14 protein-coding genes are annotated in these 14,451 nt (G+C 69.3%); 7 read left to right on the top strand and 7 right to left on the bottom strand.

Annotated elements, in window-relative coordinates; genetic code table 11:
- Positions 1–86: 86 nt before the first annotated feature.
- From IU459_RS13545 to IU459_RS13535, 3 genes are all read left to right on the top strand, one after another.
- A complete protein-coding gene (locus tag IU459_RS13545) occupies positions 87–797 on the top strand; it encodes a response regulator transcription factor (protein WP_195129859.1) in 711 nt (236 codons plus the stop codon).
- Complete coding sequence (locus IU459_RS13540; RefSeq protein WP_195129858.1) at positions 794–2,170, top strand: HAMP domain-containing sensor histidine kinase; 1,377 nt, start codon at positions 794–796, stop codon at positions 2,168–2,170. Before IU459_RS13545 ends, IU459_RS13540 begins: the two co-directional genes overlap by 4 nt.
- A gap of 185 nt (positions 2,171–2,355) precedes the next feature.
- Positions 2,356–3,525 (top strand): hypothetical protein, encoded by a 1,170-nt coding sequence (locus IU459_RS13535; protein ID WP_195129857.1) that lies wholly within the window; start codon positions 2,356–2,358, stop codon positions 3,523–3,525.
- Positions 3,526–3,594: 69 nt separating this feature from the next.
- Here the strand turns inward: IU459_RS13535 and IU459_RS13530 are convergent, their stop codons facing one another.
- From IU459_RS13530 to pdxH, 4 genes are all read right to left on the bottom strand, one after another.
- The gene (locus IU459_RS13530) at positions 3,595–3,954 is read right to left on the bottom strand and encodes an FKBP-type peptidyl-prolyl cis-trans isomerase (RefSeq protein ID WP_040773941.1); all 360 of its coding nucleotides are present in this window, start codon (positions 3,952–3,954) and stop codon (positions 3,595–3,597) included.
- 36 nt (positions 3,955–3,990) lie between these two features.
- Entirely contained in the window at positions 3,991–5,304 is a 1,314-nt protein-coding gene (locus IU459_RS13525; RefSeq protein ID WP_195129856.1) for a citrate synthase, read from the bottom strand.
- 201 nt (positions 5,305–5,505) lie between these two features.
- Positions 5,506–6,858: an MFS transporter gene (locus IU459_RS13520; RefSeq protein WP_324198855.1), complete on the bottom strand. Its 1,353-nt coding sequence runs from the start codon at positions 6,856–6,858 to the stop codon at positions 5,506–5,508.
- Positions 6,859–6,927: 69 nt separating this feature from the next.
- Positions 6,928–7,656: a pyridoxamine 5'-phosphate oxidase gene (gene pdxH, locus IU459_RS13515; protein WP_195129855.1), complete on the bottom strand. Its 729-nt coding sequence runs from the start codon at positions 7,654–7,656 to the stop codon at positions 6,928–6,930.
- A 121-nt stretch (positions 7,657–7,777) separates the two neighbouring features.
- On the opposite strand from pdxH, the gene IU459_RS13510 reads away from it, so the two are divergent.
- Positions 7,778–8,926, top strand: a complete 1,149-nt coding sequence (locus tag IU459_RS13510) for a citrate synthase 2 (RefSeq protein WP_195129854.1) — start codon at positions 7,778–7,780, stop codon at positions 8,924–8,926.
- Positions 8,927–8,971: 45 nt separating this feature from the next.
- On the opposite strand, the gene IU459_RS13505 is transcribed toward IU459_RS13510, so the two are convergent.
- Complete coding sequence (locus IU459_RS13505) at positions 8,972–9,610, bottom strand: hypothetical protein (RefSeq protein WP_195129853.1); 639 nt, start codon at positions 9,608–9,610, stop codon at positions 8,972–8,974.
- A gap of 64 nt (positions 9,611–9,674) precedes the next feature.
- Here IU459_RS13505 and serC point away from each other — a divergent pair, with 64 nt between their 5' ends.
- The 3 genes from serC (at position 9,675) to IU459_RS13490 (ending at position 13,236) form a co-directional block, all read left to right on the top strand.
- Positions 9,675–10,799: a phosphoserine transaminase gene (gene serC / locus IU459_RS13500; RefSeq protein WP_195129852.1), complete on the top strand. Its 1,125-nt coding sequence runs from the start codon at positions 9,675–9,677 to the stop codon at positions 10,797–10,799.
- 209 nt (positions 10,800–11,008) lie between these two features.
- The gene (sepH, locus tag IU459_RS13495) at positions 11,009–12,064 is read left to right on the top strand and encodes a septation protein SepH (RefSeq protein WP_195129851.1); all 1,056 of its coding nucleotides are present in this window, start codon (positions 11,009–11,011) and stop codon (positions 12,062–12,064) included.
- A 428-nt stretch (positions 12,065–12,492) separates the two neighbouring features.
- Entirely contained in the window at positions 12,493–13,236 is a 744-nt protein-coding gene (locus tag IU459_RS13490) for a DUF6928 family protein (protein ID WP_195129850.1), read from the top strand.
- 27 nt (positions 13,237–13,263) lie between these two features.
- On the opposite strand, the gene IU459_RS13485 is transcribed toward IU459_RS13490, so the two are convergent.
- Positions 13,264–13,563 carry a DUF2537 domain-containing protein gene (locus tag IU459_RS13485; RefSeq protein WP_324198854.1) on the bottom strand — a complete coding sequence of 100 codons (300 nt, stop codon included), beginning with the start codon at positions 13,561–13,563 and terminating at the stop codon, positions 13,264–13,266.
- Positions 13,560–14,363 carry a TrmH family RNA methyltransferase gene (locus IU459_RS13480; protein ID WP_195129849.1) on the bottom strand — a complete coding sequence of 268 codons (804 nt, stop codon included), beginning with the start codon at positions 14,361–14,363 and terminating at the stop codon, positions 13,560–13,562. The genes IU459_RS13485 and IU459_RS13480 overlap by 4 nt, the downstream gene beginning before the upstream one ends.
- Between the last annotated feature and the right edge of the window lie 88 nt (positions 14,364–14,451).

Genomic DNA, 14,451 nt, shown 5'->3' with positions numbered 1-14,451 from the left:
GGCCGATCGGCGTGGAGGTGGGTAACTCACCAGCTGCGCCGAGCGGCCCCGAGGCAGGACCAGGACGTGAACGCGAATCCCGCAAAATGGATGACGTGACGACATCTAGTCCGACGGTTCTGGTGGTAGACGACGACGAGGACGTGCTCGCGTCGGTCGAGCGCGGGCTGCGGCTGTCCGGTTTCCAGGTGCTGGTCGCCAGGGACGGGGCGCAGGCGCTGCGCACCGTGAGCGAACGGGCGCCCGATGCCGTCGTGCTGGACATGAACATGCCGGTGCTCGACGGCGCGGGCGTGGTCACCGCGTTGCGCGCGATGGGCAACGAGGTGCCGATCTGTGTGCTCAGCGCTCGCGCGTCGGTGGACGATCGCATCTCCGGCTTGGAGTCCGGCGCGGACGATTACCTGGTCAAGCCGTTCGTGCTCAAGGAGCTGGTGGCGCGGATCAGAGCGCTGCTGCGCCGTCGGTCCGACACACCTGCCCCGGCTACCCCCGGCGCGATCACCGTCGGACCGCTGGAGATCGATGTCGCCGGCTACCGCGCGTTGCTGCACGGGGGTGAGATCGAGCTCACCAAGCGGGAATTCGAGCTGTTGTCCACGCTGGCCAGGAACGTCGGCGTGGTGCTGAGCAGGGAACGCCTGCTGGAACTGGTGTGGGGCTACGACTTCGCGGCCGATACCAATGTGGTGGACGTCTTCGTCGGCTACCTGCGCCGCAAGCTGGAGGTGGGCGACACACCCAGGTTGCTGCACACGATCCGCGGCGTCGGGTTCGTGCTGCGAGCGCCGAAATGAGCGCGGACCCTGCCTCCACCGCATTGCCGAAAACCCGTCGGCGGCGGTCGTTCTCACTGCGTACCCGGGTCGCGGGCGCCGCGGCCGCAGGCGCGATCGTCATCGTGACGCTGATCAGCCTGATCAGCATCCGCGCCATCGAGCGCAACAACGTGCAGCAGTCCGACCAGCAACTCGCCATCGCGGCGCGCATCGTGCTGATCGAGCCGCAGATCGCGGTCCGGTTCATCAGCCTGACCGGGCTGAACAACGACATGGCGGTGACCGTCCGAGACAACGGCGACGTCGTCGCCAGTACGACCACCGAATTGCCCGCGCTGCCGACCGGTTCGCGCACCGTCACGGTGGGCGGCACGCCGTACCGGATTCTCACCACGACGGAGAATCAGCCCGCGGGAAGGGTGGTGTCGCTCGGTATCCCCGCCGCTGGGGCGGCCGAGGCCACCGCGGAGCAGCAGCGATGGGTGCTCGGCGGCGCCCTGCTGTCCATCGCCGCCGCCGCGGGGCTCGGCTGGCTGCTCGCGGGGGCCGCGGTGCGCCCGATCGTCCGGCTCACCCGACAGGTCGGCGCACGCAGCGCGTTCCGCGATCCGCGGCACCCGCAGCCACCGGTGGAGGGGGCCGGCGTGCACGAGTCGGAGAAGCTGGCCGACGCGGTCAACACCATGCTGCATCGGGTGGATCAGGCGCAGGCCGAGACCGCCGCCGCGCTGGAGACCGCGCGCGACTTCGCCGCCGTTTCCGCCCATGAGCTGCGTACTCCGCTCACCGCGATGCGCACCGACCTGGAAGTATTGCGCACCCTCGATCTCGACGAGGCCCAGCGCGCGGAGATCCTCGACGACCTGCAACGCAGCCAGGGCCGGGTGGAGACGACACTCGCGGCGCTGGAGCGGCTGGCCACCGGCGACCTGACCAACGAGCGCGACCACGTCGCCACCGATGTCGGCGACCTGTGCGACCAGGCCGCGCACGACGCCATGCGGCATTTCCCCGGGCTCACCGTGCGCATCGATTCCGACGCCGAACTGGTGACCCGCGGTCTCCCCGCCGGGCTGCGCTTGGCGGTGGACAACGCGCTGGCCAACTCGGTCAAACACGGTGGAGCCACCGAGGCCTTGGTCTCCGCGCACCGAGCGCCGAACGGCCACATCGTGATCAGCGTCGACGACAACGGCCGCGGCATCCCGCCGAACGAGCGTCAAGCCGTCTTCGACCGCTTCTTCCGCGGCAGCGAGGCCAACAAGGGCGGCTCCGGCCTCGGCCTCGCCCTGGTCGCCCAACAGGCCCAGTTGCATGGTGGCCGAGCCTATTTCGACGAGGGCACCCTCGGTGGCATTCGCCTGGTCCTCGACCTTCCCGGCTCTGTCTAATTGCAGCGCCTGCGGCGCTGCGTGTTCGTGGCCCACCTGTGGCTCGCGAACGGGCAATGCTCGATCTCGCTTCGCTCGAAAATCGCAGTGGGTCCATGTGGTTGCCCGAGGCGATTACACCCCTTAGTCAACTCTCAGAGAAATGCCGAGAGCCCCGCCATAACTCGTGTTTAGGGTCTGCGAGCGTGATCGGAAAACGCGCCCGCTGGGCACTTCTCGCCGTTGCTCTCCTCACCGCGGGCGGGTTGGGCGCCGGAATCGCCGCGTATACCGGGTCCGATCGGGCCCCGCGGACGATCGCCCTGGTCAACGCCGATACCGGGCCGACCGGTGCGCGCGTCGTCAAGGCGTTGCAGGAGGGCGGTGGCTACGAGTGGATCGCCGTCCCGCCGGGCGAGGCGAGCGCCCGCGACTACGCCGCCGTCATCACCCTGCCCACCGACCTCACCGAGTCGATCGGCACCCTCGCCGGAACACAGCCCGCGCGGGCCAAGGTCACCGTGGACACACATCGCGACGCCGACGCCGACCTGGTGAACGGCGCGGTGACCGAGGTGACGCGGCGGATCGGCGCGGTGGGGGTGGACGCCGCGCTCACCGCCGTCGCACAGGCCCGGTCGCAGATGTCGCAGGTGCGGTTCACCGCCCAACTGCTCGGCGCGGGCGTCGAGGCGGCCGCCGCCGGCGCCGGCCAGTTCAGTTCCGGCGCCGATCAGCTACTCGACTTCCTCGACTTCGCCCGCCAGGGTTCGGCACAGCTCAGTTCGGCGATCGCGCTGCTGAACTCGACCGTGGACGGCGCCGCCGCGCAGGCGAACCAACTCGCCGCGGCATTGGATTCGACCGGCATCACGATCGCGCAGGTGGAACGGACGGCGAATACGGTGAGCGGCGGACTGGACCAAGTTCTGCCGCTGCTGCGCGCATTGCCCTTCGCCAACGATCCGGCGCTGGCCGACATCATCGGAAAACTCGAAGCGCTGCGCGGCGTGTCCAGCCAGGCGGGCGCCCAGCTCACCGGCCTCGGCTCGCTGGTCGGCGACGCGGTCGACCCGGACACCGATCTCGGCACCCTGCTCCGCACGGTCGTCGACCGCCTGACCGGCGCGAGCGCCCAACTGGCCGAGGGCGCGAAACTGGCCGAGGGCCTGCCGCAACTCGCCGAGCAGGGCGGGGCCCAACTGGTCGGCGCCATCAGCCAGCTCACCGGCGGCGTCACCCAGCTGCGGAACATCGTCGACAACCTTGGCACCCAGACCGACAAGGCCGTCGCCGCCCTGCCGCAAAGCACCGGCGCCCAGCAATCCGCTCTGGCGCTGGCCCTCACCGATCCGGTCGAAATCGTCCGGGAGTGAGTGAATACGGCAATGGCTCGTGCTTCGCAGTGCGAAGCACGAGCCATTGTCCAAATCAAACGCGCGTGATCAGTTGGCGCTGAGCAGATCGATCACGAAGACCAGCGTCTTGCCCGACAGACGGTGACCCGCACCGGCCGGGCCGTAGGCCAGCTCCGGCGGGATGGTCAGCTGACGGCGGCCGCCGACCTTCATACCGGGGATTCCGTCCTGCCAGCCCTGGATCAGGCCGCGCAGCGGGAAGGTGATGGACTCGCCCCGGTTCCAGGACGAGTCGAACTCCTCACCGGATTCGAATTCGACTCCCACGTAGTGCACTTCGACGGTGCCACCGGGCACGGCTTCCTTGCCGTCGCCTTCGATGATGTCCTTGATCACCAGCTCGGTGGGCGCGGGCCCTTCTTGGAACTCGATCTCCGGTTTGGTCATTCGGTATCCCCTTCGGTAGATAGTGGTTGGATTCGGTCAGCGGTTGGTGATCTCGCGGTAATCGCGGGCGCCGTAGCCGGTGTAGATCTGCCGGGGACGACCGATCTTCAAAGGCTCGCTGTGCATTTCGCGCCAGTGCGCGATCCAGCCGGGGAGCCGGCCCATCGCGAACAGCACGGTGAACATGCGGGTCGGGAAGCCCATCGCCTTGTAGATGACGCCGGTGTAGAAGTCGACGTTCGGGTACAGGCGCCGCTGGATGAAGTAGTCGTCGGTGAGCGCGGCCTCTTCCAGGGCCTGGGCGATCTCGAACAGTTCGTCGGCGCCGCCCAGCTTGCTGAGGATGGCGTCGGCGTGCTTCTTGGCGATCGATGCGCGCGGGTCGTAGTTGCGGTAGACGCGGTGTCCGAAGCCCATGAGCTTCACACCGTCTTCCTTGTTCTTGACCTTGCGGATGAACTCCTTGACGTTGCCGCCGCTGGCCTTGATGCCGTCGAGCATCTCCAGCACGGCCTGGTTGGCGCCGCCGTGCAGCGGGCCCCACAGCGCGTTGATGCCGCCGGACACCGAGGTGAACAGGTTGGCGTCGGACGAGCCGACCAGGCGCACGGTCGAGGTGGAGCAGTTCTGCTCGTGGTCGGCGTGCAGGATGAGCAGCATGTCCAGGGCGGCTGCGACCTCGGGGTCGACCTCGTAGGGCTCGGCCGGGAAGCCGAAGGTCATCCGCAGGAAGTTCTCCACCAGGCTCAGCGAGTTGTCCGGGTAGAGGAAGGGCTGGCCGACCGACTTCTTGTACGAGTAGGCCGCGATGGTGGGCAGCTTGGCCAGCAGCCGGATGGTGGACAGCTCGACCTGTTCGGGGTCGCGCGGGTCCAGCGAGTCCTGGTAGTAGGCCGACAGCGCGTTCACCGCCGACGACAGCACCGGCATCGGGTGCGCGTTGCGCGGGAAGCCGTCGAAGAACCGCTTCAGGTCCTCGTGCAGCAGGGTGTGGCGGCGGATGCGGTTGGTGAAGTCGTCGAGCTGTGCCTGGGTGGGCAGCTCGCCGTAGATCAGCAGGTAGCTGACCTCGATGAAGGTGGACGCCGACGCGAGCTGGTCGATCGGGTAGCCGCGGTAGCGCAGGATGCCCGCCTCACCATCGATGTAGGTGATGGCCGACTTGGTCGGGGCGGTGTTCATGAAGCCCGGGTCGTATGTGACGTACCCGGTGCTGGCCAGCAGCTTCCCCAGCTCGATCCCGTCGTTGCCCTCGGCGGCCTTGGCGACCGTCATCGGGAACTCCCCGCCGGGATAGGACAGGACCGGCTTGGCGTCGTCGTCGACGTTGATGATGTTCTCAGCGGGCACGGAAGGATCCCTCTCAGGCTAGAACCACAGGCACCGGCGCGGGTCGGCGCACGATGCGCTTGCCTCAACGCTAGCCGTTCACCGACGCGGACAATACCGGAGGGTAGTCCTGCGGCGGCTCACAAACACATCGCGGCGCGGTGAGGTTTCACGGCCACGCCGACGCGCGGTCGCCCGGCGTTAGCGGTGCACTTCAGACGGCTATTTCGGCATGAGCGAACGTAGCGAGCGAATCATGGACACAGCCGCATTCGCGGTCCTGCCTGGGCCGAGCGGCAGCGAGGCACAGGTAGGAGCGCGACGGACACGGTAACGCGTGAAGGCCGGAAACGCGATCGCCGCGATCCCGACGCCCACCACGACGAGCACGCCTCCTCCCGCCGCGGCCACAGCGGTACCCAGGCTCGCCGCCGCAAAACCGTGGGCAACATCACCGATGCGCGGGCCACCCGCGACAACCACGGTGAACACGCCTTGCAGCCGCCCGCGCAAGTCGTCGGTGGCGACGGTCTGCAGCATGGTGACCCGCAACGCGGCCGAGACCATGTCGACCGCACCACCGAAGGCCGAGCAGGCCAGCGCGATCCACAGCCCCGCGCCGAGGCCGAGCCCGTGCCCGGTGAACCCGACGGCGACACCGAATCCCACCATGGCCAGGCCCCACAGCGCGATGCAGACCAGCACGGCCAGGCCCTGGCGGCGGATGCGCGGAATCCAGCCGGAGAACACGCCGCCGAGCACCGCGCCCGCCGACATCGAGGCGAACAGCAAACCGAGGGCGACGCCGCCGGTGGCCGGGTCGCCGAAGGTTTCGTGCGCGATCTGCGGGAAGAGCGCCCGCGGCATGCCGAACACCATGGCGATCACGTCCACCGCGAACGACGCGAGCAGCACCCGCTGGGTCGCGAGGTAACCGAAACCCTCCAGCACCGTGCGGAATCCGGCGCGGCGCACGGTTCCGGTCGGCGGGAGGGCGGGCAGCCGCCAGACCGCCCAGAGCGTGGCCAGCAGCGCGACGGCGTCGATCAGGTAGAGCGTGGCCAGACCGATGACCGGGATGAGCACGCCCGCCAGCACCGGCCCGGCGATCGCGCCGAACTGCATCACCGTCATGTTCAGCGAATTCGCCGCGGCCAGTTGGCCTTCCGGCAGCAGGCGGGGAATGGCCGCGCTGCGGGTCGGCTGGTTCACCGCGAAGAACGCTTGTTGCACCGCGAGCAGCCCGAGCACGATCCACACGTTGTCCACCCCGGCGGCGGCTTGCAGCCAGAAGGCGAGCGCGGTGAGCCCGGTGCCGGAATTGGTGATCAGCAAGAGTTTGCGCCGGTCCAGCACGTCGGCGAGCGCGCCGCCCCACAAGCCGAACACGATCAGCGGCACCAGGCCGAACAAGCCGGCCAAGCCGACATAGCCGGAGCTGCCGGTGATCTGGAAGATCTGCTGCGGTACCGCGACGATGGACAGCTGCGCGCCGATCATGGTGACGATGCCCGAGCCCCACAGGCGTCGGAAATCCGGATGGCGCAACGGGGTCGTGTCGGCGAGCAGTTTCACCGGCCGGAGCGTATCCAGTCCACTTGCCGGGTTGGACGCGAGAATTCTCACCTGTGGGGCGGGAATACCTCAGGGTTGCAAGCGCTCCACCGTGGACGTGCCGTCCGCGATACGCACCCGGATCCGGTTGTGCAGCCGGCCGCGGCGTCCCTGCCAGAACTCGACTTCGCTGGGGCGGAGCAGGAATCCGCCCCAGTGCGGCGGCACCGGGATCTCGTCGACGTCGGCGAATCGCGCGGTCGCCTCGGCCAGCGTGCGGTCCAGTTCGGCCCGCGAGCCGATCGGCTTGGACTGGCGTGACGCCCAGGCGCCCAGCTGCGAGTCCCGCGGCCGGGAACGCCAATAGGCCGCCGTGGTCTCGGCGGGCACCCGCTGCACCGCGCCGCGCAGGTGCACCTGCCGCCCCAGGGCGGGCCAGACGAAGGTGACCGCGGCGTACGGGACGGCGGCCAGCTGGGCGCCCTTGTCCGAGTCGTAGTTCGTGTAGAAGATCACGCCCTCCGGCGAGAGCCCTTTACAGAGCACGGTGCGTGCTACCGGCCGGGGTGTGCCGTCCACGACCGAGACCGTGGCCAGCACCATGGCGTTGGGTTCGGCGATGCCGACCGCGGTGGCCTGTTCGATCCAGTGCCGCAGCAGCGGCTCCCAGCCGCCGGCCAGCCAGGTCTCGTCCAGGTCGACGTCCTCGTTGCCGCCATGCGGCAGCCCGCCGTAGTCCACCCGCATGGCGGCGAGATCGGTGGCAGGCAGCACATCCGCCGTTTCGTTGCCGCGAGGTGAATTGTCCAGGTCACGCATGGGCCAGACGTTACTCCGGGGTAGCGAGGGTCTAAGGTTTTGGTGATCGGCATGTGCTCGTCAAATCCGACATCTTCTCAGCGGCGAGAACATGCGACCCAAGTGCAAGGAGAGTCGCAACATGACTACCAGCCCCGCGGTGTCCGGTGGACAGGCCACCATACCCAGCGATTTCGTCAGTGGCCTGGAGGGCGTGGTTGCTTTCACCACCGACATCGCCGAACCGGACAAGGATGGCGGCGCGCTGCGCTACCGCGGCGTCGACATCGAGGACCTGGTGGGTAGCCAGGTGACCTTCGGTGACGTGTGGGCCCTGCTGGTCGACGGATCCTTCGGCCGGGGCCTACCGCCGGCCGAACCGTTCCCGTTGCCGGTGCACACCGGTGACGTGCGCGTCGACGTGCAGGCGGGCTTGGCCATGCTCGCGCCGATCTGGGGCTACCAGCCGCTGCTGGACATCGATGACGAGACCGCCCGGGAGAACCTGGCCCGCGCCTCGGTGATGGCGCTGTCCTACGTCGCGCAGTCCGCACGGGGCATCTACCAGCCCGCCGTCCCGCAGAAGAAGATCGACGAGTGCACCACGGTCACCGCGCGCTTCATGACCCGCTGGAAGGGTGACCCCGACCCGCGCCACACCGAAGCCATCGACGCCTACTGGGTCTCCGCCGCCGAGCACGGCATGAACGCCTCCACCTTCACCGCCCGGGTGATCGCCTCGACCGGCGCCGACGTGGCGGCCTCGCTGTCCGGCGCGATCGGCGCCATGTCCGGTCCACTGCACGGCGGCGCGCCCGCGCGCGTGCTCCCGATGATCGAAGAGGTCGAGCGTACCGGCGACGCACGCGCCCTGGTGAAAGGCATCCTGGACCGCAAAGAGAAGCTGATGGGCTTCGGCCACCGGGTGTACCGGGCCGAGGACCCGCGCGCCCGGGTGCTGCGCGCCACGGCCAAGCGCTTGGGCGCCCCGCGCTACGAGGTCGCCGCCGCGCTGGAGCAGGCCGCGCTCGCGGAGTTGCGCGAGCGGCGCCCGGACCGCGCCATCGAGACCAACGTGGAGTTCTGGGCCGCGGTGATCCTGGACTTCGCCGAGGTGCCCGCGCACATGATGCCGGCCATGTTCACCTGCGGCCGCACCGCCGGCTGGTGTGCGCACATCCTGGAGCAGAAGCAGCTGGGCAAGCTGGTCCGCCCGGCCGCCATCTACACCGGGCCCGGTCCCCGCAAGCCCGAGGACGTCGCGGGCTGGGCGTCGATCGCCCACGCGTAGCTCGCAGCGCACGACGGCCGAGAGTGTAGGCGCTCGAACGATGCTTCACTCCTCGAGCGAGGCGGCCCAATCCACGGCCACGGTTTCGCCGCGGTCGACCTCGAAGAAGGCGACCTCCAGGTGCTGGCCGAGGTCGACCAAGCCGATGGCGTGCAGCGGCACCGGCTGGACCAGGCGTACCCGCCACGGCTTGGACTCGTCCCAGGCGCGCAGCTCGAGGTCGAGCCGCAGCACGGGGTCGTCGCGGCCGGAGTAGTCGGCCGCGACCGGCGCGGCGGCGAGCACGGTGGCGTCGGCTCGGCGGCCGTCGGCGAGGATCTTCGCGATGCTCGCCCGCCCCGTCTCCTCGATATCGGGCACGTACAGCACCAGGCGGCCGCGGTCGCCCGGGTCCACCCGGCAGCACACGACGTCGCCGGGCTGCATCCATTCCAGGTCGCCCTCCGTCACCCGTTGCCGGACCCGGGTCTCGTAGGGGAACTCCCCGTCCAGCTGTACCCGGACCCAGAACACATGGCCGGGTTCGGTGCGCCGCGGACGCACGCCGAGAACGGTCGCCGACCCGGGATCCCCGCGAATCAGCAACTCCCGCCGTATGGAATCCGAGACCGTCGCGCCGCGCAACCGGATATTTCGCACCCGCTCGCGCAGTCGCCACCCCGAGTTAGCCGACGGCATGCCCATGGGCGCCTACGTTAGCCGGAGTGTGGGCGACGTCACAGCGACACCACCGACTACCCTGTTCGCCATGACCTCTGCGTTTCCGACCATTCCCGACGATCTCAAGCCCGCCGACGGACGGTTCGGCTGCGGCCCCTCCAAAGTGCGCCCGGAGCAGCTGCAGACTCTGGTGAACGTCGGCGCCTCGGTGTTCGGAACCTCGCATCGGCAGAAGCCGGTCAAGGACGTGGTGGCGCGGGTGCGCTCGGGCCTGCGCGACCTGTTCGGCCTTCCGGACGGCTACGAGGTGGTGCTCGGCAACGGCGGCACCACCGCGTTCTGGGACGCCGCGGCGTTCGGCCTGGTCCGGGAGCGCTCACTGCATCTGACCAACGGTGAGTTCAGCTCCAAGTTCGCCGCCGTGACCAAGGGCAACCCGTTCATCGGCGACCCGATCGTGGTCTCGGCCGAGCCGGGCAGCGCGCCGGAGCCGGTGTCGGACCCGTCGGCGGACCTGATCGGCTGGGCGCACAACGAGACCTCCACCGGTGTCTCCATCCCGGTGCAGCGCCCGGCGGGTTCGGAGCACGCCTTGATCGCCATCGACGCCACCTCCGGCGCCGGCGGTCTGCCGGTGACCATCACCGACGCCGACGTCTACTACTTCGCACCGCAGAAGTGCTTCGCCTCCGACGGCGGCCTGTGGGTCGCGCTGATGAGCCCGGCCGCGCTGGCCAGGGTCGAGGAGATCAAGGCGTCGGGCCGCTGGACCCCCGACTTCCTGTCGCTGCCGATCGCGATCGACAACAGCACCAAGGACCAGACCTACAACACCCCGGCCCTGGGCACCCTGCTGCTGTTCGCCGATCAGATCGAGTGGCTGGTCGCCAACGGCGGCCTGGACTGGGCGGTCAAGCGCACGCTGGACTCCTCGTCGCGGCTGTACTCCTGGGCCGAGTCCAGCGAATACGCCACCCCGTACGTCGCGGACCCGGCGCACCGCTCGCAGGTGGTCGGCACCATCGACTTCGCCGACTCGGTCGACGCGGCCGCGGTGGCGAAGGTGCTGCGCGCGAACGGCATAGTGGACACCGAGCCCTACCGCAAGCTGGGCCGCAACCAGCTGCGCATCGGCATGTTCCCGGCGATCGACCCGGACGACATCAGCCAGCTGACCCGCTCCATCGACTGGGTCGTGCAGAATCTCGGCTGAGCGCCGCGCATTTCGGCCCACGGCCGCAACACGCCCGGAATCGACACGCCGAAAAATTAGGCGCGGGAGGGCGAATAGAGCAGATTAGCGGGGCACGGGAGTCGCGCTGGCGATTTCCGTGCCGCGTGTCCTGCCCCACGAATCTCAGATGTGCACTACTGTTTCGAAAAGTGGGCGGTGTCGCGAGTCGACGCGATAAGGAGGTAACGGTGCGTGAACTTCGAGTGATCGGGGTGACGCCCGACTCCACGCACATCGTGTGCATCGACACCGAGTCCGGTCAGAAGTTCCGGCTTCCCGCCGACGACAAACTGCGAGCCGCCGCGCGCGGAGACCTTGCCCGATTCGGCCAGATTGAGATCGAAATGGAAGCAACTATGCGTCCCCGCGATATCCAGGCCCGTATTCGCGCAGGGGCCTCCGTGGAACAGGTCACCGAAGAATCCGGAATGCCGGCCAGCCGCGTCGAGCGGTTCGCCTATCCGGTTCTGCTCGAGCGGGCCCGTGCCGCCGAACTCGCCCAGAAGGCCCACCCCGTGCGTCCGGACGGCCCCGCCGTGGAAACGCTCATCGATGTGGTCACCGCCGCTTTCACCGCGCGCGGGCACAACATCGAGGGCGCCGAGTGGGACGCCTGGAAAGACGAGAAGGGGTACTGGGTCGCCCAATTGCAGTGGCAGAACGGGCGTTCCGAGATCGCCGCGCATTGGCGTTATCAGCCGGACGCGCACGGCGGCTCGGTGTCCCCGCTCGACGATCCGGCCTCCGATCTGATCGATCCGGATTTCGGCCGCGCGCTGCGCGGGCTGGCGACGATCCTGCCCGCCGAGCCGGAACCGGCCGCGGCACAGCCGGAGCCTGCGGCCGAACCCCGCCCGGCCCCGGCGGCTCCGACTACGCGCTCGGCGAGCCGCCAGAACCAGCCCACCCTGGACGAGTACTACGAACAGCGCGCTGTCGCGGCCGGCGGCAGCTCCGCGGCGATCCCGTCGAGCACCGCTGCCACGCCCGCCGCGTCGAACACCGCGGCATCCGCCACCGGTAACACGGCGCCCGCCAACGGCTCCGCCGCGCCGACGACCACTGCCGCCGCGGACACCACCCCGTCCGCGCCCGCCGCGCCGTCACCCGCCACACCCGCCGCCGAGGAACCCGCGAAGCCCGCGGCCAAGGCTCCTGCGAAGCCCAGCCGCAGCAAGCGCGGCAAGGCTCCGATGCCGTCCTGGGAGGACGTGCTGCTCGGGGTGCGCAGCTCCGGTCACTGAGGCCGCCTGCGCCTCTCCAGGCCGTACCAGTCAGCTGCGTGGGATTCGCTTTCATGTCCTGCGCCGGTGCGACGCAGGACATGAAAGCGAATCCCGCGCCGACCCTTCCCGCGCCGGTGTGGACAACGGTGCTACCCCGGGCAATCGAGCATCCGATCGCAACTACCGATTCGCGCAGCCGGACGGGTAACTCACCGGGTACGCCCAGAGCTTGTTCGACCCTCGGGGACCCTGAACGCAAATCCCGCACCTGCTGACCAGTACGGCCCAAAGACCCGGACAGGCAGAGGAGAGCGAGTAAGTTTTTGAGGTGGTCGACGACGTGCGTCGGGCCGAGCGGGTCACCGTAGTGGTGCGCCGATCGGCACCACCGTGCGTTGCTCGAAGTTCGCGGAGTTGATTCGTGCAACTGTCGGGAGGTGCCGGACGTGCTGTCGAGGGCTTCGTCGCTGTGGTATGTCGACGCACCCGACCCGTTGGCTGTCTTGCGCGCGAACCACGACCCGGACCGGGAAGCCGCCCTCGCACTGGCGAAGCAACTGCACGACGACTGCGACGTCCGGCCGATCATGGTCGGTACGCTGGCCGGTTGTGCGGGCCCGGAAGCCGGCCAGGTGTACATCGGTTGCTATCCCGGCGTGACCGTGCTGTGTTCGGCGCAGGCCGCGCGCGTCCGTCCGACCGAGATCCCGGAGCTGCTGGTGCGCCCGCTGGCCTCCGAACACACCTACCTCGTGTCCTTCGACGCGAAGCACGGCTGGGGGGCGTTCGCGCATTGGGAGCGCGGCGAACTCCGCAGGTCGTTCAGTTCGACCCGGGTGAACATCCTGGAGGACGAGGGACTTCCGCTGGTGTGGGAGCGGCCGTACTGGGCGGGCGAGCATCCGGTCCGGTGGCGCGCGGGCGAGTTACCCGACCCGCAGACGCTGCCGTTCGATCCGCTCGGCTTCGCCGACGCCGCCAACAACGAATGGCTCGGCTTCCACTACCGCGCACCCGCGGCGGCCGGAGCGCTCGTGCCGGGTGATATCCCCATCTGCGGATTCACGCTCTATCCCAAGGGCCACGCGCCCGAGCCCGCCAGAGAGGTCCCGGCCGACGGGGAAGCGCATGCGGCCCAGCGCAAGCGGGGCTTGTTCGCCTGGCTGCGCGGCCGCGACCGGGTCCTCTAGCAGGCCGGCCGGGGCCCGCTGTGCCCATCAGGCAGCGAGCGCGCCGATCAGCAGGATCGTCCATCCGAGCAGCACACCCACCGCAACGCCACCGATCACCCACCGGGTCACCGGGGCGAAGCGCCACCGCCACGCGGTAGGCGCGGCGCCGCCCGCCGCGACCAGATTCACCGCCACCGCGAGCAGTGGATGCACCTCGGCCAGCGCGGCGCCGAAGGAGTACACCGCGACCGCCGACAGCAGCGCGACCATGACCGTCACGGTGAGCCCGGCGCCCCACGGCGTCGGGTCCTGGTAGGACGGGTACGGACGATACGGACCGGTCACGCGGTCCTCACCCGCTCGTAGAAGGCCATCGCCGCCGCGGTCGCGACATTGAGCGAGTCGGTGCCGGGCGTCATCGGGATCCGCGCCCGGATGTCGGTGGCCCGCATGGCCTCCTCGGTCAGTCCCGGGCCCTCGGCCCCGAGCAACAACGCCACCCGCTCCCCCGTCATAGCCGTCGCCAGATTCACCGCCGCCGGATTCGGGGTGAGCGCGACGATCTGGAATCCCTTGCGCCGCAGTATATGCAGTCCACCCGGCCAATCGGGTACGGAAGCGAAGGGCACCCGCAGCACATGGCCCATCGAGACCCGCACGGCGCGGCGGTAGAGCGGATCGGCGCAGCGCTCGCCGAACAGGATCGCATCGGCTCCGAGTCCGGCCGCGTTGCGGAACATCGAGCCGAGATTCTCGTGGTCGTTGACACCTTCGAGCACCGCGACGGTCCGCGCCTTCTCGATCACCTCGGCCACATCGAGTTCCGCCGGACGCCGGGCGACGGCGAGCACGCCGCGATTGAGATGGAAGCCGACCACCTCGGCCATCACCTCCGCCGCGGCGCGGTAATACGGAACATCCACCGCGACGAGGTCGTCGGCCAGTTCAGCGCGCCTGCGCTCCACACCGAGCAACGCGAGCGGGGTGAATCGGGAATCGAGCATCCGCTGGACAACCACGACGCCCTCGGCGATCACGAGTCCTTTGCGCCCGGGCAGATCGGGCCTCCGGTCGGCCGACTTGAGATCGCGGAAGTCGTCGACCCTGGGGTCGGCGGGGTCGTCGATATCGATCACTTCGGCCACGGCTCCATCCTGCCGGGCGGCTCCCACCGGGACCGAATCGGCGTTCGCTCAGCAGTCGCCGGCGCCACGGAAAATCCGATGCGGTCGC

The organism is Nocardia amamiensis, from assembly GCF_015477605.1.
GTDB lineage: Bacteria > Actinomycetota > Actinomycetes > Mycobacteriales > Mycobacteriaceae > Nocardia > Nocardia amamiensis_A.
This window is presented reverse-complemented; position numbering and strand designations above follow the sequence as displayed.